This is a genomic window from Deltaproteobacteria bacterium (assembly GCA_016874775.1).
Classification (GTDB): domain Bacteria; phylum Desulfobacterota; class Binatia; order Bin18; family Bin18; genus VGTJ01.
Genome location: VGTJ01000096.1, coordinates 1 through 23,307 on the forward strand (window position 1 = coordinate 1; position 23,307 = coordinate 23,307).

Annotated in this window: 23 protein-coding genes; 13 read left to right on the plus strand and 10 right to left on the minus strand. The window is 53.9% G+C overall.

The features are described 5' to 3' along the window. Positions 1-241: 241 nt before the first annotated feature. The gene (locus tag FJ147_16410; protein MBM4257464.1) at positions 242-511 is read right to left on the minus strand and encodes a hypothetical protein; all 270 of its coding nucleotides are present in this window, start codon (positions 509-511) and stop codon (positions 242-244) included. Between the two features lie 330 nt (positions 512-841). Beyond that, positions 842-2,935 carry a hydantoinase/oxoprolinase family protein gene (locus tag FJ147_16415; GenBank protein MBM4257465.1) on the minus strand — a complete coding sequence of 698 codons (2,094 nt, stop codon included), beginning with the start codon at positions 2,933-2,935 and terminating at the stop codon, positions 842-844. Between the two features lie 131 nt (positions 2,936-3,066). On the opposite strand from FJ147_16415, the gene FJ147_16420 reads away from it, so the two are divergent. The 6 genes from FJ147_16420 (at position 3,067) to FJ147_16445 (ending at position 9,197) form a co-directional block, all read left to right on the plus strand. Next, positions 3,067-4,026 (plus strand): transcription termination factor Rho, encoded by a 960-nt coding sequence (locus FJ147_16420; GenBank protein MBM4257466.1) that lies wholly within the window; start codon positions 3,067-3,069, stop codon positions 4,024-4,026. A gap of 5 nt (positions 4,027-4,031) precedes the next feature. Further along, on the plus strand, positions 4,032-4,793 hold the full coding sequence (locus FJ147_16425; protein MBM4257467.1) for a phosphocholine cytidylyltransferase family protein: 762 nt from the start codon (positions 4,032-4,034) through the stop codon (positions 4,791-4,793). A gap of 256 nt (positions 4,794-5,049) precedes the next feature. Continuing rightward, positions 5,050-5,541 (plus strand): nucleotidyltransferase, encoded by a 492-nt coding sequence (locus FJ147_16430; GenBank protein ID MBM4257468.1) that lies wholly within the window; start codon positions 5,050-5,052, stop codon positions 5,539-5,541. Between the two features lie 127 nt (positions 5,542-5,668). Then, complete coding sequence (locus tag FJ147_16435; GenBank protein MBM4257469.1) at positions 5,669-7,402, plus strand: glycosyltransferase family 39 protein; 1,734 nt, start codon at positions 5,669-5,671, stop codon at positions 7,400-7,402. A gap of 49 nt (positions 7,403-7,451) precedes the next feature. Continuing rightward, positions 7,452-8,258 carry an isoprenylcysteine carboxylmethyltransferase family protein gene (locus FJ147_16440; protein MBM4257470.1) on the plus strand — a complete coding sequence of 269 codons (807 nt, stop codon included), beginning with the start codon at positions 7,452-7,454 and terminating at the stop codon, positions 8,256-8,258. A 45-nt stretch (positions 8,259-8,303) separates the two neighbouring features. Next, the gene (locus FJ147_16445; GenBank protein MBM4257471.1) at positions 8,304-9,197 is read left to right on the plus strand and encodes a ChbG/HpnK family deacetylase; all 894 of its coding nucleotides are present in this window, start codon (positions 8,304-8,306) and stop codon (positions 9,195-9,197) included. Here FJ147_16445 and FJ147_16450 read toward each other — a convergent pair. The 3 genes from FJ147_16450 to hpnJ form a co-directional block, all read right to left on the minus strand. Then, positions 9,188-9,616: a PilZ domain-containing protein gene (locus FJ147_16450; protein ID MBM4257472.1), complete on the minus strand. Its 429-nt coding sequence runs from the start codon at positions 9,614-9,616 to the stop codon at positions 9,188-9,190. The two genes, FJ147_16445 and FJ147_16450, sit on opposite strands and share 10 nt — an antisense overlap. Before the next feature lie 66 nt (positions 9,617-9,682). After that, entirely contained in the window at positions 9,683-10,843 is a 1,161-nt protein-coding gene (locus FJ147_16455) for a glycosyltransferase (protein ID MBM4257473.1), read from the minus strand. 182 nt (positions 10,844-11,025) lie between these two features. Next, positions 11,026-12,483 (minus strand): hopanoid biosynthesis associated radical SAM protein HpnJ, encoded by a 1,458-nt coding sequence (gene hpnJ / locus FJ147_16460; protein MBM4257474.1) that lies wholly within the window; start codon positions 12,481-12,483, stop codon positions 11,026-11,028. Between the two features lie 235 nt (positions 12,484-12,718). Between hpnJ and FJ147_16465 the strand changes: the two genes are divergently transcribed. Then, positions 12,719-13,990 carry a CDP-alcohol phosphatidyltransferase family protein gene (locus tag FJ147_16465; GenBank protein ID MBM4257475.1) on the plus strand — a complete coding sequence of 424 codons (1,272 nt, stop codon included), beginning with the start codon at positions 12,719-12,721 and terminating at the stop codon, positions 13,988-13,990. A 13-nt stretch (positions 13,991-14,003) separates the two neighbouring features. Here FJ147_16465 and FJ147_16470 read toward each other — a convergent pair whose 3' ends face one another. From FJ147_16470 to FJ147_16480, 3 genes are all read right to left on the minus strand, one after another. After that, positions 14,004-15,044 (minus strand): flippase-like domain-containing protein, encoded by a 1,041-nt coding sequence (locus FJ147_16470; GenBank protein MBM4257476.1) that lies wholly within the window; start codon positions 15,042-15,044, stop codon positions 14,004-14,006. 9 nt (positions 15,045-15,053) lie between these two features. Beyond that, positions 15,054-15,929: a deoxyribonuclease IV gene (locus FJ147_16475; GenBank protein MBM4257477.1), complete on the minus strand. Its 876-nt coding sequence runs from the start codon at positions 15,927-15,929 to the stop codon at positions 15,054-15,056. A 254-nt stretch (positions 15,930-16,183) separates the two neighbouring features. Beyond that, positions 16,184-16,519 carry a hypothetical protein gene (locus FJ147_16480; protein ID MBM4257478.1) on the minus strand — a complete coding sequence of 112 codons (336 nt, stop codon included), beginning with the start codon at positions 16,517-16,519 and terminating at the stop codon, positions 16,184-16,186. A gap of 140 nt (positions 16,520-16,659) precedes the next feature. Here FJ147_16480 and FJ147_16485 point away from each other — a divergent pair, with 140 nt between their 5' ends. Together FJ147_16485 and FJ147_16490 are read left to right on the plus strand one after the other, a co-directional pair. Beyond that, on the plus strand, positions 16,660-17,277 hold the full coding sequence (locus FJ147_16485; protein MBM4257479.1) for a Rieske 2Fe-2S domain-containing protein: 618 nt from the start codon (positions 16,660-16,662) through the stop codon (positions 17,275-17,277). Positions 17,278-17,286: 9 nt separating this feature from the next. After that, a complete protein-coding gene (locus FJ147_16490) occupies positions 17,287-19,005 on the plus strand; it encodes a PQQ-dependent dehydrogenase, methanol/ethanol family (GenBank protein MBM4257480.1) in 1,719 nt (572 codons plus the stop codon). Between the two features lie 229 nt (positions 19,006-19,234). Here the strand turns inward: FJ147_16490 and FJ147_16495 are convergent, their stop codons facing one another. Together FJ147_16495 and FJ147_16500 are read right to left on the minus strand one after the other, a co-directional pair. Next, complete coding sequence (locus FJ147_16495; GenBank protein ID MBM4257481.1) at positions 19,235-20,536, minus strand: APC family permease; 1,302 nt, start codon at positions 20,534-20,536, stop codon at positions 19,235-19,237. A gap of 94 nt (positions 20,537-20,630) precedes the next feature. After that, positions 20,631-21,245: a DUF4157 domain-containing protein gene (locus FJ147_16500; protein MBM4257482.1), complete on the minus strand. Its 615-nt coding sequence runs from the start codon at positions 21,243-21,245 to the stop codon at positions 20,631-20,633. On the opposite strand from FJ147_16500, the gene FJ147_16505 reads away from it, so the two are divergent. From FJ147_16505 to FJ147_16520, 4 genes are all read left to right on the plus strand, one after another. Beyond that, positions 21,215-21,538 carry a DUF2793 domain-containing protein gene (locus FJ147_16505; protein ID MBM4257483.1) on the plus strand — a complete coding sequence of 108 codons (324 nt, stop codon included), beginning with the start codon at positions 21,215-21,217 and terminating at the stop codon, positions 21,536-21,538. The two genes, FJ147_16500 and FJ147_16505, sit on opposite strands and share 31 nt — an antisense overlap. 67 nt (positions 21,539-21,605) lie before the next feature. Beyond that, positions 21,606-21,911: a hypothetical protein gene (locus FJ147_16510; protein MBM4257484.1), complete on the plus strand. Its 306-nt coding sequence runs from the start codon at positions 21,606-21,608 to the stop codon at positions 21,909-21,911. After that, positions 21,908-22,384, plus strand: a complete 477-nt coding sequence (locus FJ147_16515) for a hypothetical protein (protein ID MBM4257485.1) — start codon at positions 21,908-21,910, stop codon at positions 22,382-22,384. Before FJ147_16510 ends, FJ147_16515 begins: the two co-directional genes overlap by 4 nt. After that, complete coding sequence (locus FJ147_16520; protein ID MBM4257486.1) at positions 22,381-22,884, plus strand: lysozyme; 504 nt, start codon at positions 22,381-22,383, stop codon at positions 22,882-22,884. Before FJ147_16515 ends, FJ147_16520 begins: the two co-directional genes overlap by 4 nt. Positions 22,885-23,307 lie beyond the last annotated feature (423 nt).

Below are 23,307 nucleotides of genomic sequence, written 5' to 3' on the forward strand. Positions count from 1 at the left end.
AAGAAGCGCAAAGTCCCCGTACCACGCATACCGATTCGGGGAAATCAGACCTCAGTCTACCGCCTCGTAGCTGCGTATAACAAACAAAGAGTGAAACCCTCTTCCCAATGACCTTTACAGCAGTGGGTCCAGCCCTCTAGCGCAGGCACGTGGCGCAGCAGATGCAGGACTTGTAAACTGCTCACCCAGTCCCGGCGACGAGTCAGTACGTCGAGGAACACATTGACATCGACTAGCACCCTCATTCTGCATATCTCCGCGCAACTGCGTCGCGAATCAGGGCTTTGTCGTCTTCAACGGGAGTGGCAGGCTGATTGCCCACCAACGCCCAGAGGTCGGCATCAATGGTCATCTGATAGCGCTGCGCAAACTCCTCCCGGGTGGCAGGAGACGCTTCTGGTGTGGGTGGCTGCGCGGGACTCAGCGAAGCTTCAAGGGCAGCAACCAGACGTTGGCGTTCTTGGGGCGAGAGTTGACAGGCGTGATGGATCAATTCTTCGACCGTGTGCATTATGGCCTCCGTTCGCCGCGGGCTGGTACCCGTTGCCTTCCTACAACTTGTGTCAGGGGATCATACGTGGTTTATAGTGCTTGCGGTAGGGATGAATCGCCTGCAAGTCTGGATCTTGTTTCAGGAAAACACCTGTCGGTACGGCGAAGAGGCAGCGGACGGACGCCCACCAGCTTTTAGGGGTAGGCTTTACGCTGAGAAAAGACGAGACGTCATTCCCGCGAATGCGGGAATCCAGGGGGCATAACCGGAGACACCTGCTGGAAGATCCTGGATGCCCGCCTGCGCGGGCATGACGAACTTGAACTCCTCAAAATTAAACTGTCTGAACTAGTTGGCGTTCAAGGTAATCACTAAATTCTGCTCTTCATCAATGGCCGCTATCGCAGCAGGCCCAATAACTACTGTACATTCTCGCTCTTCAACCACTGCCGGACCAGTAAAAGACTCACCCACCGGCAACAAATAACGATCATACGCACGACAGGGAGCGTACTCACCCCGCTCAGGTAGATAGACCGGTCGTTCGCCTTTCAGCGCAGCAGTGAGACCGCGGCCATTCGCTGGTGGGGTTGGCAACAGAATGTGAGGCTGTGGTCCTGAGGCAACCAGTCGCCAGTTCACTACCTCGACTTCAACGCCAGGATTCAATCGCTTATAGAGACGTTCATATTCTTCGGCAAACGCACGTCGCAATGCGGGGAGATCGTCTGTTGTCAGTCGTCCAACTGGTAACGACACGCGGATCTCAAAGCCCTGATGTAAATAGCGCATATCAGCTGAACGTGTGAGCGTGACCTCCCCTTCCACACCAGCTGCAGTCAACAATTCACGTCCACGCGCTTCCATATCTGCATACAAGCGCTCTAGTACAGTAAAATCGATCTCACTGAGTGATGTGACGTAGCTCTGCACGAAGTCGAACGCCAATGGTGCGGTGAGCATGCCAAACGCCGAGGTAACCCCTGCTGCCAGTGGACACACCAAGGTCTTCAATTTGAGGCGTTCAGCCACACGATAGGCGTGTACCGGCCCGGCGCCACCGAACGCAATAAGATTGTAATCACGTGGATCACGTCCCTTTTCAACCAGATGAATACGTGCCGCATTCGCCATATTCTCATTGACGACCTGATGGATACCCCATGCTGCGCGTAGCAAGTCGACCTTCAACGGTTTAGCAATCTTCTCCTCGATCGCACGTCGCGCTTTATCAATATCCAGACGCATTTTCCCACCCAGGAAGTAGTCAGGACTAAGATAACCAAGCACCAGGTCAGCATCAGTTACCGTAGGCTCTTCGCCACCACGTCCGTAGCATGCTGGTCCGGGTTCAGACCCTGCGCTATCGGGACCGACTTTCAATAAGCCAAGGGAATCAACTCGGGCGATACTTCCGCCACCTGCACCGATCTCAATCATCTCAATCACTGGCACTTTGAGCGGCAGCCCACTTCCTTTCTTGAAGCGGTAGACTCGCGCCGCTTCAAAGTCTGTCGTTAACAGCGGCTTGCCATGATCGATCAAGCAGATCTTGGCTGTAGTCCCACCCATGTCAAAAGAAATCACTCGTTGCAGTTGTCGATGAGTGCTGTAGAAAACCGCAGCCAGGGCACCAGCTGCCGGGCCAGACTCGATCAGACGAATGGGGTACTCACCGGCGACCCCACAACTGGTGATACCGCCATTCGACAACATAATGAAAATATCACGTGGCAACCCGAGTGCACGCAGATCGGCATTGAGTTTATTGAGATACTGTTGCGCTAGTGGTTTGACGTACACGTTGGCCACGGTCGTCGAGGTACGTTCGTACTCGCGAATCTCCGGCATGACCTCACTCGACAGCGAGCAAAAGAGGTGCGGGTAGTGCTCAGTCACCAGACGTTTTATCAACTGCTCATGAATCGGGTTACGAAATGAGTGGAGGAGACAGACAGCAATGGCATCGACCCCATCGCGTACCAGCCCTCGGATCACCGCTAACGCCTTTTCTGGGTCGAGCGACACCATCACGTGGCCGGTATTATCCAGGCGCTCGTTGACCTCACACCGTAAGAAACGGGGCACTAACGGCTCGGGGTTCTCCAACGAGATATCGTAGATGTCATAGCGACGCTCACGGCCAATTTCTAACGCGTCACGAAATCCTTTGGTCGTGATCAGACCAGTCTTCGCCCCTTTCCGTTCGATGATGGCATTGGTAATAAGGGTGGTGCCATGTACTAAGTGGGTCACAGACGCAGGAGGGATATTACGTTCAGCCAGCAACGTGTGCAGACCGTTAACCACCGCAGCCGCTGGATCTTGTGGAGTTGTCAGCACTTTCCCAATAGCGACCTCGCTACCGTCATGAGACAAAAGAAAGATATCGGTAAAAGTACCACCGATGTCGACTCCAACCCGATATGTATGTCGCGTCATGAAGCGCACTATAGCTGAGAGGCGACTCAACTGTCAGCTATCGAACAATCGACTAAGAGACGTAGTATCCAGGGGCAAAAGTAGGGTACAATGGAACTACTCTGGTCAATGTGGGAGTAAGGAAAAAATCCATGCAACATCCTCGACGCGGTGCAGGTGGGAGGCGGCGACAGCAATATTCAAGACAGCAACAACGACCCTCGCAAAAGACCCAGGCCGCATCCGATCTCCTGCGCGAGTTTCAAACACACGTTGCGCTTGCTCCGACAAGGCGCATTCCACTCGCGAGTTCTGGTGCACCACTGACGCTTCGTGTGATTGACCTCCTCTGCCCCATCGGCTTTGGTCAGCGTGCACTTATTCTCGCCCCGCCGAAAACCGGCAAGACCACGTTCCTCAAAGATATTTGTAATGGTGTCTCTACCAGCGCACCGCACGCGAAACTGTATTGCCTGCTGGTTGATGAACGACCAGAAGAAGTCACCGATTTTCGCCGCTCGGTCAAAGCCGAAGTGTTCGCTTCTTCTAATGATCGCTCGCTCGAAGAACATCTAGAAACAGCCAGCGCTTGCCTCGAACGTGTCGTGGCTGATGCCCTCGCCGGACACGACGTCGTAGTGGTCATCGATTCGCTGACGCGGCTATCTCGCGCACACAATTTGAATACCCGGACTGGCCGGACCATGAGTGGTGGTATTGATGCGCAGGCATTAGAGATGCCGAAGCGTTTCTTTGGCACAGCGCGACAAATAGAAAACGGCGGCTCACTGACGATTGTGGCAACGGCGTTGATCGATACCGGCAGCGTGATGGATGATGTAATTGCACAAGAGTTCAAGGGCACGGGCAATTTGGAGATCGTGCTTGATCGTCGTCTGGCTGACCGCCGCATCTTTCCCGCGCTCGACATCCCTAAATCTGGCACCCGCCGCGAAGACCAATTACTCAACCCTGCAGAACTCAAAGCCTCACATGTAATGCGCCGCCGTATCGCTGACCTCACTCCTGTCGAAGGAACAAAACTGATTCTCTCACTCTTTGAGAAAGCCGTGTCGAATGAAGCGTTAGTGCGAGAATTGGCGACTGAGTAGCGAGAATGAAAGCGATTATTCTTGCCGCGGGTGTTGGCAAACGCTTTAAGGAGGTTACAGATCATCGTCCAAAGTGTTTGATCGACATTCAAGGCAAAACACTGCTCGAACGGACCCTCACGACACTCGGTGCAGCAGGCGTTTCACAGGCCATTGTCGTGATTGGTTATCGTGGCGAGATGATCAAGCAGCAGATTGGTGCGAGTTGCGGTGGAGTCTGTGTTACCTACGTCAACAATCCACAGTACGAGAAAGGGGCGATTCTCTCGTTGTTAAGTGCCGGTGAAGAGTTCAACGATGATATTCTCATCATGGATGCTGATGTGCTCTTTCCGGTTGCCATGATTGACCGGTTGATTCGCTCGCCACACGCGAATTGTTTCCTACTTGATGGCAGCGCTGAAAACACCGGCGAAGAACAGATGCTGCTGACGCGCGGCGGTCGCGTGGTAAATATCGTCCGTGGCGGATCGGGAGATTTCGACGTTGTTGGTGAGTCAGTCGGTTTTCTGAAAGTCTCTCGTAGTGATGCCTTACTCTTGCGATCAATTCTTGACGATCTCGTAGCCAAGGGTCGTGACACCATTGAACACGAAGAAGCGTATCCCATTTTTCTCTCCCAACGTTTCGTCGGTTTCGAGCGGGTTGATGACTTGCCGTGGACAGAAATCGATTTTCCTGAAGATCTACAGCGAGCAGAGCAAGAAGTGTTGCCACGCATTATGGCGTTGGACGGCACGATCAGGGGTGTACATCGGTCCAGCTGAGCAATTTGATGAGTTCGGGCCTGAGAATATCCCTTGTGGAGAAATGCCCTTCTTGTTACTTTGCGCTTCATGTCTCAAGTAGAAACTGCGCTCGAGCTTGACTTTAGCAATATCCCGACAGACCCTCTTGAACGAGCCGTGTGGTACGGAGTTGATTTGACTTTGCTTCAAGAAAATCTGCGGCGGACACCAACCGAGCGTTTGGAAAATCACCGGCGAGCGCTAGAAGCAGTTGAAGCACTGCGAAAGGCTAATCGTGAACGGCGGATTCGAGCAACTCCTGCAAATCCTTCACAGCGCCGGGAGTAAGTTCGTTCTTATCGGCGGACTGGCCGCAATCGCGCATGGAGCGGCAACCGTAACCGGCGATGTCGATATTTGCTACGCACGAGACCCTGACAATCTTGAACGCTTATCGCAAGCACTTGCGCCTTTTCATCCTCGCTTACGGGGGGCACCACCTGACCTTCCGTTTTGTCTTGATACCCCTACTCTTCGTGCTGGTCTCAATTTCACTCTGACAACGGACGTCGGAGATCTTGATCTTCTTGGAGAGGTTTTAGGATTGGGAGGATACGAGTCTGTCCAAGTCGTGTCAGAGGAGGTGGAATTGTATGGACTCTCTTGTCTCGTGCTGACCTTAGAAGGATTGATTCGTGCGAAGCGAGCGGCCGGTAGACCCAAGGATCTCAGAGCACTTTACGAATTGGAAGCGCTTTTCGCCTTGAAACCTAAAGACGACCAGTAAGCGGGACTCTTTCAGATCGCTGCAAACCTTGCCCTCTGCAAACCCCTCGCTTAACTCCTCCGTAAACCCAATGTATATCTTTCGTCACTTTCCTGTATCAACATAGAGATTACCTTTGAACGGTTGTATGCTTCCTTCATCGCTTGCTCGGCTCAATCGCCTTTCTCCACTCACACTCTCGGCGCTACTGTTTATTTTCTCCTTCGTAGCGTTTTCCTGGCGTATTGGCGAAGGGCCGATTTACCGTACCATGGAAGGCCGTGAGGCATTGGTGATGCAAGAAATTGCCAACACCGGCAATTGGATTTTACCACTCCGCAATGGCGAGACCATTCCTTCAAAACCACCGTTCTTTCATTGGTGCGGTGTGCTGATTGCGAGTCTCACTGGAAGTGTCTCGCCCTGGAGTGTGCGCCTTCCTAACGCTTTCTTCTCTGCACTCACCATTGCCCTCACGTGCTTGCTCGGCTGTCGTCTCGCAGGTCGGGAAGTCGGCGTGCTGGCGGCATTGCTGTTGTTCACAACTCCCGCGGTCGTGGAGATGGCTCGCGAAGGGTGGGTAGATCCCGCATTGTCGTTTTTTGTGCTCTCTGCGCTCACCAGCTTTACGTTCATGTATGAAAATGAAGAGTGGCACGATTGGAAAATCTGGGCATTCTATCTTTCTCTTGCCGGCGCGGTACTGAGCAAAGGACCGATCGGTTATATTCTGCCGCTCGTCGCCATTGTGTCGTATCTCGCGATTCAACGACAACTCCAACGACTGCGACTCCTCCTCTTTCTTCCTGGTATCCTCATCGCCATTAGCCTGCCATTGTGCTGGTATCTGTTGGCCTTCTCACAGCAAGGCTGGACGTTCGTTCACAAACAGATTTGGCAGGAGAATCTCGTTCGCTTCACTGCCGGTTCTGGCAAACGCATTCCGTCAGCGTCTTTCTTCTTCTTCCCCTTCATTGTCGAAGGTTTGCCATGGAGCTTGTTGTTCGGTCTCGGCCTCTGGCGACTATCTCAGCAGGCACCCGTACGAGAGCGCGGCGTGTTTCCCTTGGTGTGGCTGTTTTCCATTGTCATGTTCTTTGCCATCGCTGCCGGGAAACGCAGCATCTATCTCTTACCCGTGTATCCAGCCATGGCGTTGTTTGCCGCCGAATGGGGATGGTCGACAGTGCCAGTGGCATCTCAGCCGTGGCCGATATTGTTGCGCGTTCCACTCCGCCTCGTGGCCGGAATTATGTGCGGACTCGCAGCTATTGCCGCATGGGCTACTGCGTCGGGAAATATAACGATCGATACGCCGTGGATCGACACATTTGTTGGCGACGACAAATGGAGTAACGTTGCGCTCTACATTCGCTTCTTTGCCGAGCAACCAGTGTACGGGACCATCGTGTTCGCAGTATTGTGCGGCACTCTCACGTGGACAGTTGTTCTTGCCACTGCGGGTCGCTGGCAGAGCGCGCTGTGGAGTCTGCTTTGTTCGCTCCTGCTTTCGACTGCGGGGATCTATCCATTTACCCGTGCGTACTCAAAAGAATTCAAATCCTTTACGGGCTTTGCTGCCGCAATTGCAGAAGCAGTTCCTTCCACTCAGCCTTTACGTTTCTACACTCCCCTCCCCTACTCCTCCGAGTTCGATGAATTCTCGCAAGTGTATTTTTATCTCGGCCGCCATGTGCCGTTAGCTCCATGCGCCGAGCAACCAGACCTGAGTCGCTGTGAACCAGGATATTATCTCATGCGCTTTCCTCACTGGCAGAAAGTCCAAACTTCTGGCCCTGCGCAGTTGCTCCTTGATAGCAACATTTCTGCTGGTCCAGACGCTGAGGCACGTTTGGCACTGATCCACCGTCTTCCCGACTAGACAGCCTTCTGCGGCAAAGATAAATCGTTGACCATGATCGCGGAGGAGTATGGTATCGAAAGAAAGCGAACAGGGGATCGTTACCACCAGTAACAATGCTCAGAGTGAAGCTTATGCTGGGGTGCGCCATCCGCCACATCCGCCCGATGCATCACCAGTTGTCATTTGGCTGCGTCGCTACCGACGGTATCTGCCAATTCCGCTCGTGCTGTTAACTCTTCTGTGGTTGCAGCCGACGGTTCCCTTTGGAAGCCCTCTTCTAGACACAGTGAGTGATATCTTCGGTGTTGCCATCTGTGCTCTTGGACAATGGCTACGGATGTGGGCGTGGGGAAGTAACGCCTCGGTCGGAAAATGGGGAGTACGAGATCGCGGTCCGTATCAGCTCATGCGTCATCCACTCTATGCGGGAAACTTTCTCATCGTCGCAGGCCTTGTCATTGTCTTCCATAATCCTTGGGCATATCCACTGCTCCTGTTGCCGTTTGCGTATCTGTACCACAGCATCACCACCATGGAAGAACAACGCTTGCGCCGCCGATTCAGCAACGACTACCAGGAGTATCGAAAAGATGCGGTCCCGCGCTTTCTTCCCGCTCTGGGCAATCTGCAAGCGGCTTTTGCTACGACACGCCCTTTTGGTTGGGGACTTGCCTGGCGCAAAGAGTATGAATCGTGTTGCGGCTGGTTCGCTGGCGTTATGTTGTTACAGGTGTATGAGGGAGTGGTCGCACGTGGTTGGACAGCTAACTGGCAGTACTCAATACGCTGGTTCATCGCACTGGGAATCATCGGGCTTCTTGCACTCGTCTTACGTATTCGTAAACAGACAACACCACGATCATCCACTCACTAGGCAAACAAACACAACATCCTCTGTTTCCCATTGAAGATATAGCTCATGACTTCGCAGCGCTATTTGATCGTTAACGGCGATGACTTTGGCCTCTCTTCGCAAGTCAATGCGGGGATCATTCACACACACCAGCACGGCATTCTCACCAACACCAGCTTGATGGTCTCTGGCCCAGCGTGGCAAGATGCTGTTGCTCGTGCCAAAGAGACACCCAGTTTGAGTGTGGGGCTACATTTGACCCTGGTCCAAGGGCGCGCAACTCTGCCACCCCATTTCACCTCAGCACTCACCGATTTTGCCGGGAATTTTCTCGATAATCCTACTCACGCCGGGTTACGCTATTTTTTTCTCCCGCGAGTCCGTGAGCAGGTACGCGATGAATGTCGGGCACAGATTGAGAAGTTCCTCTCGACTGGGCTTCCGTTGGCTCATATTGATGGACATCTCAATATCCACATGCATCCCACGGTATTGGACATTTTGCTGCCATTGTTGCGGGAGTACAACATTCCAGCCATGCGCATGACAGATGAACCTGTGGCGTTGAGCCTCTCACTTGATTCCCGTTCTGGCGTACGCAAACGCTGGGAGTCGTTGATTTTCACTCGTCTCGCAGCGCGAGCAAGAAAAAAATTACTGATGGCGAGAGTTATTTTTCCCTCGACCTTGTTTGGCTTGCATCAAAGTGGAGAAATCACCGAGAGTTATTTGCTTCGCCTCATTCCCCAGCTGACGCCGGGAGTAACTGAACTCTATTGCCATCCAGCGTTTCTGCCCTGTCCCGAGGTTCAACGATGGACGCCCACCTATCGCCGTGAGGTTGAGCTTGACGCACTGACCAGACGATCAGTCCGGAATGCCCTCGAAGCGCGCAGCGTACAACTCATCAGTTATCGCGACTTACCAGGGATGCTGCTGACTTCAGCACGTCAGACGTGACCAGCGGAGGCGCGGCGAGCAGCAACGGCCGCCCGTAAGGCCAAACGTGCCTGAGTGGGAAGGGTAGTAAATTTACAGCCCAGGAGTACCCGGTATCCTTGCCGTTTCTCACTTCTGACAATTTCTACATTCACATGGCGAATTTCTATGGAGTCGAAGAAGAATTCAATAGTGAAGCGCGCACCCAGGAACGGGGGCAGGTGCAAGGAAAAGCGTTGATCTGTCACAATTTGTAATCCTGATGCACTCACGTTCGTCAGGATGACAGGAATCACTTCATCATTCATTCCAGCCACAGGGCGAATAAGCCGCGCAGGGAGAGAAACCTCAACTCGCTCTTCGCGCGTTCTGACGAGTTCATCATCTGCCTCGTCGTGCGCAAAACTCGCTGAAGAAAAAGACGGCGGTACTGTCACCATAATCCCTCTCAGATCCCGGCCAAAAATCCCGGTTCCTAGAGGGTATCGGCAGGAACGAACCTTCCCTTAATTGCTCCCATGTCTCTCGCCAACACGTACCATTTTTCCGTTCCGTTGCACCCGGAAAGTATCCTCTCCCCACTGCACGGTATTTCCCCACAAACTCGCTCCCCAGATGAAAAAAGAAAAGAGATCAGCAAACGGAACAAGCCACAACGCCTTCAGGGTAAGAAAAGAGCGCAAGACAATTCCACTCACGACACAGACAGAGAGCAAACGGAGAACGAAAGTCAGGTACACCAGCAACGACATCCACGCAGACGCACCAAACAACACCAAGCTCAGGATGCCCCAAACCGTACCAAACGTGACCACTGTTCCGAAGTACCCACTAGGACGACAGTTGCGCTGTGTCCGAGCCCAGCGGAGTTGGTGGTGCAATAGCTCTCGGATCGAGGCAACCCCAGGGTGCGTTTCGACCACGTGCGGAACAATCTGTATGTCATAGCCAGCTTTGCTAACGAGATGGCCAAGGTAATAATCATCAGCAAGATAATCAGCTATAGCTGGGAACCCACCAATTGCGTCAACACACTGTCGTTTGACAGCCATCGTCGCACCAAACGCGTAGGTCGCTTGCTCAACCAGGCGTGCCACGATCACTTGTGGTGAGAAAGCCGTATTGATGATAAGCGACTCGAATAACGCCGGGAATGGGGTTGCCGCTCCGCCTCGATACGGACAGGTCACGAGTCCAACTCGTGCATCAGTCAATGGTGGAATGATGGCACTGAGGTAGCTCGGTGCCACCGACACATCCCCATCACTGATGACAAAAATGTCGTATGTCGCTGCCGCGGCCAAGCGATGCAGTGTGTCGACCTTGGGGTTACTGCCGATCGTGTCTGGCTTTACAATCAGCACGATGTCGTGCGAGGGGAAGTCGCGTTGTAAGCGCTCAACTACTGCGACGGCGGGGTCGCGTGGGTCCCGTACCCCACACAGAAGCTGATAGGACGGATAATCGAGCCGACAGAAACTCGCGAGATTATCGTAGAGATCCTCTGATGCGCCCTTCAGTGGTTTAAAGAGAGAAGCTGGCGGGAGAGAAGTGGCCTCTGGTGGACCGGAGCGGAAAAATCGCCAGGCAGCGTAGATTGTAAAGAGGGAATAAGCACAAGCGATCAGGAGTAGAAGGACAAGAAGAAAGAAACCAACGGTGCTCATACAACGGAGGGAAAAAACGTAGGGGCACGGTGCGCCGTGCCCTAAGGACTAACGTGCCGGAATTTGTCACCCTGAACGCAGTGAAGGGTCTCGCAAAGAGATTCTTCGCTATGCTCAGAATGACACTGCCGGGAGTTTCTGTTGTCTATGGCCCACTGCTTCGACTTCTGATTTCGCACGACTTAAGCCGCCGACGACGAAGCAACCTGCGGCTTTGCGGCAATAACCTCGCGACGTTTGCGCATCGTGCGGAAGAAGTCTTTGCCTTCTTGCCACATGCGCTTGCGCTCGTCGGCATGGAGAGCCATTTTCTTGAGCGATTTGAAAATATAGCGAGGACGTAAGTAATACGACTTATAGAACTTCTCGACCGCTTGATAAATCTCGTCCCCTGACAAACCTGGATAATTGATGACACAACGTTGATAGCCAGTCTCATCAACCATATCCTCGGGTTTGATATAGCCGTGCTCGATCGCGTAATCGTAAAAGGCGGTGCCTGGATACGGAGACGCCAACGAGACCTGAATGGTTTCAGGGTTCATCTCTTTGGCAAAACGCATCGTCTCTTGAATCGTTTCGCGCGTCTCACCAGGCAAGCCGAGAATAAAGGTGCCGTGAATCAAAATACCTAACTTGTGGCAATCTTGCGTGAAGCGACGGGCAGTCTCAAGCGCAACGCCTTTCTTGATATTCTTGAGAATATCGGCGTTACCAGACTCGTAGCCGATCACGAATAGACGCAACCCACCATCTTTCATGATCTTGAGCGTCTCGTAATCGACATTGGCGCGTGAATTGGTAGACCAACATAAACCCAGCGGCTTCAATTTCTGGGCAATTTCTTGTGCCCGCTTGCGATCAGCAGTGAAGGTATCATCATCAAAGAAGATTTCTTTCATGCCCGGAAAGAGGCGCTTCATTTCTTTGACTTCTTCGATCACGTTGTCCACCGACCGGGTACGATAAGAATGACCGGTGGTCACTTGCGGCCACAAACAGAAAGTGCAGCGAGCCGGGCAGCCGCGACCGGTATAGAGAGAAACATAAGGATACTGACAATACGGGCTGTTGTATTTACGAAAGTCGAGGTCACGATCGTAGATTTGGGTCACGAAGGGAAGTTTGTCTAAGTCTTCACTCAGTAACGGGGCACGATCGAGGTTGTGGTGGATCTTGCCATCCTTTTGGTAGCTGATGCCCTGAATTTTCGCCCAATCCCATCCTTCGGCGACTTCCTTCATTGAAAAGTCAAACTCTTTGCGCGCCGCGATGTCGACTGCTGGCGAAGCTTTCAACGTTTGCTCAGGCATGGCCGTAGCGTGACCACCGACAAAGGCGATGACACAGTTTGAGTTTTCCGCCTTGATCATTTCCGCTGTGCGGACATCCATCTTAAACGATGGAGTACTCGTGTGGAGCACAACGAAGTCATACTCCTTCGCGATCGCCACGGTTTGCACTTGGTTCAGTTTTTCCGGTGGCGCATCAAGCACGCGGCTATCTTTAATCATCCCGGCTGGGTAACACAGCCAGGTTGGGTACCAGAACGACCACACTTCGCGTGTGGCTTGATAACGAGACCCCGCACCCCCGTCAAAATTCTCATATGCAGGCGGGTTTAAAAACAACGTCCGCATTCCCTTCTCCTTCTCACTCCTCAGTCTATGGAAAGTGGCTATTATACCCGCACTTTGTGAGAAAGAAAGGCGCTACAGGGCTTGCTTTTTCCTTCTTTTCTCCTCCACTAGAGGTCGGAATACACGCAGCGTTGCCGACACGAGCACGCTAGCAACGGCCTGCGGCCTTCTCCCGGTCTATGTTTTCTACCCGTGGTCAACACCATTGGCGCGGTTTGGTTCATCACGCTCTTGAATGCCCCTATTTCAGTCGCTATGGTTTGCCCCGCCTATGATTGTGGTGGCTGTCATTGTCGCCCCTGGAGAAGGAGCGGTTGCTCCGCTGACACAGTTTGGCGGACTCTCTCTCATTAAACGAGCGGTACTCACGGCTCAGAAAGCTGGAGCCGCAACGTGTTATCTCAGCTGTCCTCAAGAGCACGAAGCAGCATTCCAACAGGAGCTGCGTCATGATCCACGGATTACGAGCCAGCTTCTTTGGCCCTCCTCCATCCAAAACCGGATACCGCAGGTACAGGACCAGGGACAATGTCTGGTCGTGGCAACTGACATAGTCTTTCGTCATCCGACTATTCAGGAACTCGTGCGGCGCTACGATGGGCAAACGATCAGGGTCGCTGAAGCTTCAGCATCACCATTGCTTGCTCTCATTCCGACCGCAGAGCTTCCCTTGATCCTCACCGAACTGCAACAAGGAAAGGCGTGGGACAAAACGACACCAGCGTATCAGAGCATGCAAGTTCCTCCTCCTGTAGGTCGAGGTTTGTTTCTGCAACGACTGACACCGGCAACGCTCATTCCCGAGACTGAACACAATTTACTCCTGTCTCTTGAGAATCCACGCGATGGACAGGTTGATACGTACATGAACCGTAAAGTCTCTCGGCATATAACCCGTTGGTTGTTGCGCACGCCGCTCACTCCTAATCAAGTGACGGTTCTCTCTTGTCTGGTTGGCATACTCGGAGCGCTCTGTTTTTTTCCTGGTGGATATTGGGGCCCAGTGTTGGGTGCACTGCTCTTACAGTTCTCTGTTGTCCTGGATTGTTGCGATGGAGAGATCGCGCGGGTCAAGTTCATGGAATCTCCGCTAGGAGATTGGTTAGATATTGTTTGTGACACGATCGTCAGTATTGCTATTTTCCTCGGCATCGGCGTGGCGGTGTGGCACGATGGAACAACACAACATGCGTTGTTGCTCGCCAGTCTGCTGGCCATTGGCGGTGCATTGTCGTTCCCTTTTGTCACCCTCGCTGAGAAGACCGAAGCAACGGGAGAACAGCGCAACGGGTGGGAAGATCACACCATAAAAAAAATACTCGCAAGCCTCACAACCCGAGATTTTTCTGTCGTAATCGTTGCGAGCGCGCTCATCGGGAAACTTCACTGGTTTCTGTGGGGCGCTGCACTTGGGGCACATGTGTTCTGGATATTCTTAGCCTGGCTCTTGTTTCGCGCGGGTCGCTTTGGTGCGCTCACAAACGTGTGGGGGCGGAAAGAAATATAAGGCAATGGAGATTTTAGTGAGCTTTTTGCGGCAAGAGACCACGCCCCATTTGCATGAGCGCAGCGAGGCCAATACCATTGTGAACCGTCTCCCGTGCTCGTCTCAGCGCCATCAATGTCAGTCCAGCAGCATCATCGATGCCAAGTAATCGACACAGAAAGACGCCCCCAGCCTCCTGCACGCCTAACGCACCTGGAATAACCAGTGCTGCCACGGTCAATGGCTGAATCATTGTTTCGATAATAAGCGCATCCGTAGGAGCCGCCGGGACTCCCATCAAAAAAAGAAACACCAGCAGTTCAATGGCACCAAATATCCACCCACCAAAATGGTAACAAGTCGACGTAACGAACCCACGGGTGTTGCCCTCGTAAAAATGTAAGAGGTGGGCATCAATTTCTTTGGCACGCTCTTCCCAACGTACGAGACGCTGCCAGCGAGGGAGGAGGCGGCGTAAGAAGCGAACACTCACTCCCATCAATCCACGCCGCTGCCAGCGAATGAGCAACAACGTAAAACCGTACGCCAACAACAACAATGGCCCAAGCACCCACCAACTTTGCTGAATCCATCCTAAACGGTGGAGAAAGAACGGAATCCCCAGCAGAATAAACACAACCTGTGATACGGTCAGTGCCGTTTTCGCAACCACCACCGAAGCCAATCCCGCTTCCGTCGGCAGCCCGTGGGCGCGGAGCATATACACTTTCACCGGCTCGCCACCAAGGTTAGCAGTGGGTGTCAGATTGTTCACTGCCTCACCAGCTAAGCGTGCCAGCGACCAACGCCATAACGGAATGTGAGGGAGCGAAATAGTTGTCGGCAGTGCACAGGCCCAACCTTTGGCGTCACACAAAGCAATCACCACTGATGGCAACAGGAGCAGAGGTGCTAACCAACCAATGCGTTGCACATACCCGAGCACTTCATTGATACCGACTTCCCACACCAGGAAGCCGAGGAGCCCGATGCCAAGCAGACCAGAAACGATGTTCAGGAACAACCGCCGCTTGTGACGATTGGCCTGCACGCGCTCGCTAGGGGATGCAGTCATTTCCACCAATCAATGCAGAAGGTCGCGCAGGGTAGCGAGGTTCTCACGATCTTCATGACAGTCGTCACTTTTGGGAGTTTCCAAACACATGGGCAATCCCCAGAATCGTTTGTCATTCATCAACAGCCGAAACGCCTCTAGGCCAATAAAGCCCTTGCCAATGTGTTCGTGACGATCGACGCGACAACCAAGGTCTTTCTTCGCATCGTTGAGATGAAAGGCGACCAGAAGATCAAGGCCAATGATTTCATCAAACTCAGCGAAAGTCCGTTCGTAGCCTTCTTTGGTACGCAAGTCGTAGCCTGCAGCAAAGGCATGCTCGGTATCAAAGCATACGCGAAGTCGATCAGGATTTTTGCTTGCATCAATAATCTGTCGCACCTGCTCAAAGCGATAGCCTAAGTTTGATCCCTGCCCGGCGGTAATTTCGATCGCCAGTTTCGTATCATAGCCAGGACAGGCCTTGTGCATTTCATCAATTGACTTGGCAATGGTTTGAATCCCAGCTTCTTCTCCGGCACCGACATGCGCTCCAGGATGGGCAATGAGGTAGACGATTCCCAGCGCTTCGCAACGTTCCATCTCATCGATGAGGCCAGCGACCGACTTCTTCCGTAAGGCATCATCAACGGCGGCAAAGTTGTAAAGATAAGAGTCATGAGCAACGACTTTCGTCAGGCCAGTTTCCTTTTTCGCGCGATGAAAACGAGCGATCTCTTCTTCACCAAGCGGCTTACTCACCCACTGCCGTGAGGACTTGGTGAAGAGCTGCACGGTATCACAGCCGACCTCTTTTCCTTGGAGAATCGCGTTGTCGACGCCACCAGCGATCGACATATGCGCGCCGAGCAATGGTCCTTTATAAGCCGTCGCTTTTTTTGCCATGCCACTCCTTTAAGGGAGAGGAATGAACAGGTCTAGTGGGTGCCAGAGGGCAATCCCATATTCCCGAGGCCAATAAACCCAACTGTTGCCATTGGAATTTCCCCTTTCAGCCTTGCCGCTTACTACGCGACTGAAAAGAGCACAAGAGTAGGACCCGAAGGGAAAGAACACAGGAGTGAAATCAACAACGGGGCGGGGAGTTGTCCCGTGCAGACGACGAGAACAACTCCCCAGCTTTTGTGGAGGGAAAGGGGTTAGTAGCGGGGAATGAAGATGTCCCACCAGGGGATACTGCCACCCGGAGGATAGTACGAACCGCCGTAGTAACCATCATTATAACGTGGACGGCTGTAAGTGCGGCGACGATAGTAATCGTCATCATCATCATAACGATCATAGTAACGGTCGTTGTAACGTCCACGACCGTAGTAAGGATCATAGGAGCCACGGTCATAACCGTAGCGGTCGTAATAAGACTGGTTGTAGCGTGGTTTGCAGTGTTTTTTCTTGGCGAAGGCCGGTGAGGTGCAGAGGGCAATTCCTAGAAGCGGGATGATGAGGAACAACAACTTCTTGAAGCGTGTATGCATAGGGACCTCCTTCTGAAAACAAGAAACACAACAGGATGAAAGAGGTTGCGTGCGAGAGTTGCGCACAATTGACTTCATCGCTCTCCACCCATAGAAGAGTGCGGACCGAAAGGAGTTTTTACGTGGATCGTCCGAAAGGTATGTCCGAAAGTCAGAAAGATTCGCTTCCCTGCGACCAATGTCCTAGGGCTGATCGTCAGCTAACCCGCAGGAGTCTCTTAAAGTCCGCTCTTGGGGTAAGTCTCACCGTTGCCGCAGTCGGGCAAGTAGCCCATGCCCAGACCGACCCCAAGAAAGCTCGCCCACAAGCCGGAGACTCGCTTGTTTTTGCTATGGGAGATCGTCAGGGACAACTAATCTCCCCGCGAGATGTGCCACTTGGTAGCCCACCAGTAACTGCCTACGCCAAAGACCCGACGACGCAGGTCGTACGCGACGGCTCACGTCTCAATCGCGTGCTGCTGGTGCGGCTAGCTCCGGAAACACTGACTGAACAGACGCGTGCGACATCTGCTGATGGGATCGTTGGCTATTCTGCGGTTTGCACACACACAGGATGTGATGTCGTTGGCTGGGAAGACGCCACCCAACACCTGGTTTGTCCGTGTCATACTTCAACTTTTGATGCCAAAGATCGTGCCCGTGTAGTCAGTGGTCCAGCACCGAAGGCACTCGCAGCGCTCCCGTTGCGCGTTGTCGATGGACAGCTTTCTGTCGCTGGACCATTCTCCGGTCGAGTCGGCGCTGAACAGAAGTGAGGGAATTGCATGTCTCAGAGTGTTATCTTTCTTTGCGTTTTTATCCTTAGCCTGAACGCTGCGCTGGTATCCGCACAATCGCTTGAAAAATACCAGCCAGTAACCAACGAACGACTCCTCCATCCAGAACCGCAAAACTGGCTCATGTATCGCGGCACGTATGATAGTTGGGGATACAGCCCACTCAATCAGATCAACAGCAAGAACGTTCGCAAGCTCGTCCCGGCCTGGACCTTTTCCACTGGTGTTGGTGAAGGCCATCAATCCCCACCCATTGTCAATAATGGCATCATGTTCATCACGACTCCACAAAACCAGGTGCTCGCTTTGCATGCGAAAACCGGAGACCTGCTGTGGCGGTACAAACGCGAGTTGCCGGAGGACCTCGTACAACTGCACCCAACCAATCGCGGAGTCGCACTGTACGGAGACAAAGTATATCTGGCGACGGTTGATGCACATCTGGTCGCACTGAACGCACGGACCGGTGACGTAGTTTGGGATCAAACTGTGGAGAATTATTCCACTGGCTATTATATGACGCTTGCCCCATTAGTGGCACGCGATAAGGTCATGGTCGGCGTGTCTGGTGGTGAGTTAGGCATCCGTGGCTTTGTTCAAGCGTTCGATGCTGAAACTGGCAAGCCGGTATGGAAAACGTATACCGTGCCTGGCCCAGGTGAGCCGGGCAACGACAGCTGGCCCGGTGAAACCTGGAAAAACGGCGCAGTACCGATTTGGATCACAGGGAGTTATGATCCTCAACTGAATCTCACATTCTGGGGCACGGGCAACCCTGGCCCATTCATGGGAGAAGTCCGCAAAGGCGATAACCTCTACGCCAATTCTGTGATCGCCTTAGATGCCGATACCGGCAAACTCAAAGCGCATCATCAGTATCACTGGAACGATTCATGGGATTGGGACGAAGTGTCAGCACCGATCCTCATCGACGTCAACCGCAACGGGCGGGTGATTAAAGCGTTGGTGCATCCCGCGCGTAACGGGTACTTGTGGTTACTTGAGCGGAGTGCTGACAAGATTGCTTTTGTGCATGCAGAACCATTTGTGAAGCAAAATGTATTTGCCAAGGTAGATCCAGAAACTGGACGACCAACCTACGATGCCGCGCGCATTCCAGGCATCGACAAACGCGCCGAGTTTTGTCCATCAATCTGGGGTGGTAAGGACTGGCCGCCTGCAGGGTACAATCCACAGACCGGCTATCTGTATATCCCTGCCAACGAGAACCTGTGCAGTGCGATGAAGGGAAAGCCCGTAACGTACGCTCCTGGGCAGCTCTATATCGGTCTCGGCATCGCCGATATTGAATTACTGCCACAGCCCAGCGCCAAGGATCATATCGGCGAACTTCAGGCATGGGATATGAATGCCGGCAAGAAGGTGTGGACGCAAACGTTCAAGTCGCACAATTGGGGTCCGATACTCACGACCGGTGGCGGCCTGGTTTTTCAGGGCGGGACCAACGACCGTTATTTCCGCGCCTTCGATGCCAAGACGGGTAAACTCTTGTGGCAACAACGCACGAACTCAGGTGTAACTGGCGTACCGAGCACGTATCAAGTCGATGGCGTGCAATACGTTGCTGTCCAAGCCGGCTGGGGTGTTGATGCGCAACGCAAACAAGAGTTACTCGATAAAGCCGCCAACACCAAGACATTCGTTCCGCAAGGTGGCGTGTTGTGGGTATTCGCGTTGAGCAAGTAATGTCAATCATCAGCGGCGCATTGCGAGACGACGGAAAACGAATCGACCTGTACGGATTCAGAGAAATTCTTCAGTAGTCGCGACTCGCGTACCATGCCAGTGGATACGAGCAGTGTTCCCTTGAAGCTACGGTTGGCCTCTCAGGACTCTCACTCGTGGCTATTGCTAGAAACATAGCACTATCGGAATCCCTGGAATCCGCTGGCAGCGGACCACTTGCACCTGGCAGTTACAGCGTCTCTACGGGTGACGCGACACGTTGTCGTTCGCGGTACACCATGATCCCGGCAAGGATCAGCCCAGACAGAACAGCGCCACCGCCAATAATTTTGGTACGGGGCTCGGCGAGGCTCATCGTCAACAGACACAGCACTACCGGTGGAAGACTCAAGGTTAGTGTCCCGAGTACCCCACCTGGCACACGATAGGGGCGGATCAGATCGGGCTCTTTGATCCGCAACCACACGAGGGCAGCAAATTCAGGAATTAACGCGAACGCGTATAAGAACACATCCATTTCTAACAATTCCTGAAACGAAAAAGTAATCAGCAACGAGACGATTGCACTCTGCAGCACGATGCTGACCCATGGCGTACCATAGCGAGGATGCAAAGTTGCCAACGGAGCCGGGAGCATGCTACGGACCGCCATCGCATACGGCACCCGTGCTGCCGTACAGAGTAGGCTACTAAACAACCCCACAGCACTGATGAGTCCAGCAAGCGTCATCCAGGCTCCCAACCACGGCCCACCAATTTGTGAGGCAACGGTGGGAAAGTATCCTTCTTTCCACTCTCCCCACTGGGTATTGACCCCCACCCCGACTGCTAATGGTACAAGGTACGCAAGTGTCACTAGCAGGACTGCTACGATCATCGCACGGGGATAGGTCAGTTCCGGATTTTCTACTTCACCGGCACAGCATCCTGCATTATCCCATCCGCAGGTATTCCACAGTAATACGCTGAGAAACACTCCCCATTCCACGGTATCTGGCCGAACTGTCCACGAAGCTACGTTAACTTGAGGTGCTCCTACTACAGCCATGACCACAAACGGGGCGAGGACAAGCAGTGTGAACAACACCGCCATCCGTCCGACTAACTGCACTCCCCGAATGTTCAACCACGCCATACTGGCAATGACCCCCATTCCCCACATCCATCGTTCGGCCCTTGTCATCGGCCCATAGAGATACGACAGATAGTCAACGAACATCACCGGATACAACGCAATATCGGCGAAGCTATAAAGCCAGCTCCACCATCCTTCTTGAAATGCCCAAAAACGGCCAAAGGCCCGTTGAACCCAGACAACATATCCTCCATCTTCGGGCATCGAAGAGGATAACTCCGCAGTCATTAATGCAGTAGGAAGACTCCAAAGCCAGGGAATCAGGAAGATGCCACCGAGTGCCAGCATGGGTCCCGCCGACCCAACGGCATCTTCGATGCCATAGGGACCACCAGCGACACAAAAGAAGGTCAGCGCGACCAGACTACGAAATCCTAACGCCCGTGGAAGATGCATGAGATTTATCAATTTGTGAATTTCACAACGTCGACACTACTGACAGGGAAGACCTGAGAATTGAGAGAGAGTTTCAGCGTACGCGCAGGTCCCATTACTGAATACGAGGAGGAGAGAGCTGTTGTTGAATCTTCCTGGCCTTTGCCTTGGCCTCCTCTTCCATCTGCCAACCTTGTTGTAGATACTGTGTAGCAAACGCTGCAATACCAAGTCGCGTGTATTGTTCAACATGGGTCAGCTCGTGTGCCCACAAGAGAGGATCTGCCGCATTCGCTGCGTCACGAAAGATGACCACCTCTCCCAAGGTCACAGCCTCTGCACCGGTGGCAAGGAGCAGACTATACAAGGCGCCATCGGACGTGACGTTCTGCCAGTCAGTGGAATAGCGGACTTTCTTCAGTATCGCAGCTGAAAAAAAGGGAGCGAGTTTCTGGCGGATTGCTGGAGGGATAGCTTGTGCGCGAGGATGCGCCTGGTCTCGGCCACGACGAATCGCATCGGCAAGCGTGGGTCCAAGAGCCGTCCCAAGAGTCGATAACCAATCTTCTACTGTTGGTGTGGGAGACGTCTGGTTCTCAATATGAACAACATACGAAGAAGCGAGCGACGTTGGCAATGTCCCAAGCAAAAGAAGACAGCAAGCAAAAAAAGTCGTTTTCACCACAATGAAGAGAGTAGCTGAGGAAGCCTGATAAAGCATCACTCCCACACTGGGACACCGGCATGGACACCAACCTCAAGCGCCTCGGCGCTGTGGTGGGTCTGTCCGTAAAAGACCGCGACCTGACCACGCCACCGGCCAGCCCCACCAACGGCGACCGCTACCTCATTCCTGCCGCTGCCACGGGCGTGTGGGCAGGCAAAACCAACCAGATCGCGGTGCGCATTGCCGATGCCTGGGAGTACCACTCGCCCAAGATCGGCTGGCTTTGCTACATCGAGGACGAGGCCAAGCTCTCGGCCTACAAGTCCACCGGCTGGAGCGCAGGTCTCGCCATCTGATTTCCCTTCCTTTGCACCAACCAGAAACCCGCCCACGAGGCGGGTTTCGCATTTCTGGAGAACGCCAATGACCGAACCCGAACAACAACAGCCTGCGCACGTAGAGAACATGCTGCTCTTGCGACGCGAGGACTTCGACGAACTGCTGGCCCACGCCGCTGAGCGTGGAGCCGAACGGGTTCTGGCCCACCTCGGGCTGGAAAACGGCCATGCCGCCCGCGACATCCGCGAACTGCGCGACCTGCTGGAAGCCTGGCGTGACGCCCGGCGCACCGCGTGGCAAACCACCGTCAAGGTCATCACCACCGGCATCCTGGCCGCGCTGCTGGTCGGTGCCGCTATCAAACTCAAACTGATGGGAGGCCCGCAATGATCGAGACACTACTTGGTGGCCTCCTCGGCGGGGCGTTCCGTCTTGCGCCTGAAATCCTCAAATGGCTCGACCGCAAGGGCGAGCGCGGCCACGAACTGGCGATGCAGGACAAGGCGCTGGAGTTCGAGAAGATTCGCGGCGCGCAACGGATGTCGGAAATCGGCGCGGGTGCCGACGCCGCGTGGAATGTCGGGGCCATCGAAACCCTGCGCGAAGCCGTTCGCTCCCAAGGCGAGAAGACCGGCGTGCGCTGGGCCGATGCACTGAGTTCCAGTGTCCGTCCGGTCATCACCTACTGGTTCATGGCGCTGTACTGCGCCGCCAAGACGGCAACCGTCGCAGCAGCCGTGACTGGGGGTGCAGGCTGTGGCGTTGCCATCCTGTATGCATGGACGGAAGCAGACCAAGCCCTATGGGCCGGGGTACTGAACTTCTGGTTCCTCGGGCGCGTGTTCGACCGGGTGCGACCGTGATCGAGGTGCCGAAAGCGGCCATCGAGCTGGCCAAGCACTTCGAGGGGTTCGAGCGCAAGGTGAGACGCGGAATCGAGATCACTGCCGTCCCTTATATCTGCCCCGCAGGCTTTTGGACGATTGGTTACGGCCATCTCTGCGATCCCAAGCATCCGCCGATCACGGAGGCCGAAGCCGAGGTGTATCTGGCGCGCGATCTGCAAACAGCACTCTCCGCAGCCCTGCGCTACTGCCCGGTTTTGGCCACCGAGCCGGAAGAACGCCTAGCGGCCATCGTGGATTTCACGTTCAACCTCGGCGCTGGGCGGCTGCAGACTTCGACGCTGCGGCGGCGGGTCAACCAGCGAGACTGGCCTGCCGCAGCAACGGAGCTGCGGCGCTGGATCTATGGCGGCGGGAATGCGCTGCCAGGGCTTGTCGTACGGCGAGAGGCGGAGGCATCATTCCTCTCCTGTGCCAGCCTCCTCGGCTACGCCGGCGCCCGCAGCTTCGACAAGTAGCGTGGCGTGCCCAGATAGGCCACTCCAGTGACTGCAGCAAACGCAATCTATAGACCCGTCTTCATCTGCCTCCCTCTTGAGAGCCGGTGAAGGCGGGGTCTTTAGTCGTTTGTGCGAACCAGCCAGCGCCTACCAGTAAACATGCCTACCAGTAAACATTGTCGGTAAGCAATGGGGAAGGTATAATTGTCATAATAATTTTGAAGCAATAGCAGGGTGTTTGTGGCCTTTAGGGAGGCTGCGATGTACCCCCCCCGAATTCGCGCGCCTCAGACAGTTTTCTGGGCGTTGCGCTCGGGGGGGGGGGGTACAGGTGGAGGCGGGTTGATGAATCAACTCAAAAAGGTAGCAACTGGCAAAAATTTAGCGTGCTTGGCAGGTAAGGACTCTGGTTTCGATACGAACACACAGACTGCGGTAGCC

Coding starts and splice junctions, on each gene's coding strand:
- FJ147_16465 (MBM4257475.1), top strand. CDS start 12,719: ATGCCCCTATTTCAGTCGCTATGGTTTGCCCCGCCTATGATTGTGGTG.
- FJ147_16510 (MBM4257484.1), top strand. CDS start 21,606: ATGACCGAACCCGAACAACAACAGCCTGCGCACGTAGAGAACATGCTG.
- FJ147_16475 (MBM4257477.1), bottom strand. CDS start 15,929: ATGGCAAAAAAAGCGACGGCTTATAAAGGACCATTGCTCGGCGCGCAT.
- FJ147_16480 (MBM4257478.1), bottom strand. CDS start 16,519: ATGCATACACGCTTCAAGAAGTTGTTGTTCCTCATCATCCCGCTTCTA.
- FJ147_16490 (MBM4257480.1), top strand. CDS start 17,287: ATGTCTCAGAGTGTTATCTTTCTTTGCGTTTTTATCCTTAGCCTGAAC.
- FJ147_16515 (MBM4257485.1), top strand. CDS start 21,908: ATGATCGAGACACTACTTGGTGGCCTCCTCGGCGGGGCGTTCCGTCTT.
- FJ147_16445 (MBM4257471.1), top strand. CDS start 8,304: ATGACTTCGCAGCGCTATTTGATCGTTAACGGCGATGACTTTGGCCTC.
- FJ147_16425 (MBM4257467.1), top strand. CDS start 4,032: ATGAAAGCGATTATTCTTGCCGCGGGTGTTGGCAAACGCTTTAAGGAG.
- hpnJ (MBM4257474.1), bottom strand. CDS start 12,483: ATGCGGACGTTGTTTTTAAACCCGCCTGCATATGAGAATTTTGACGGG.
- FJ147_16455 (MBM4257473.1), bottom strand. CDS start 10,843: ATGAGCACCGTTGGTTTCTTTCTTCTTGTCCTTCTACTCCTGATCGCT.
- FJ147_16470 (MBM4257476.1), bottom strand. CDS start 15,044: ATGACTGCATCCCCTAGCGAGCGCGTGCAGGCCAATCGTCACAAGCGG.
- FJ147_16485 (MBM4257479.1), top strand. CDS start 16,660: ATGTCCGAAAGTCAGAAAGATTCGCTTCCCTGCGACCAATGTCCTAGG.
- FJ147_16435 (MBM4257469.1), top strand. CDS start 5,669: ATGCTTCCTTCATCGCTTGCTCGGCTCAATCGCCTTTCTCCACTCACA.
- FJ147_16415 (MBM4257465.1), bottom strand. CDS start 2,935: ATGACGCGACATACATATCGGGTTGGAGTCGACATCGGTGGTACTTTT.
- FJ147_16495 (MBM4257481.1), bottom strand. CDS start 20,536: ATGCATCTTCCACGGGCGTTAGGATTTCGTAGTCTGGTCGCGCTGACC.
- FJ147_16440 (MBM4257470.1), top strand. CDS start 7,452: ATGGTATCGAAAGAAAGCGAACAGGGGATCGTTACCACCAGTAACAAT.
- FJ147_16450 (MBM4257472.1), bottom strand. CDS start 9,616: ATGGTGACAGTACCGCCGTCTTTTTCTTCAGCGAGTTTTGCGCACGAC.
- FJ147_16410 (MBM4257464.1), bottom strand. CDS start 511: ATGCACACGGTCGAAGAATTGATCCATCACGCCTGTCAACTCTCGCCC.
- FJ147_16420 (MBM4257466.1), top strand. CDS start 3,067: ATGCAACATCCTCGACGCGGTGCAGGTGGGAGGCGGCGACAGCAATAT.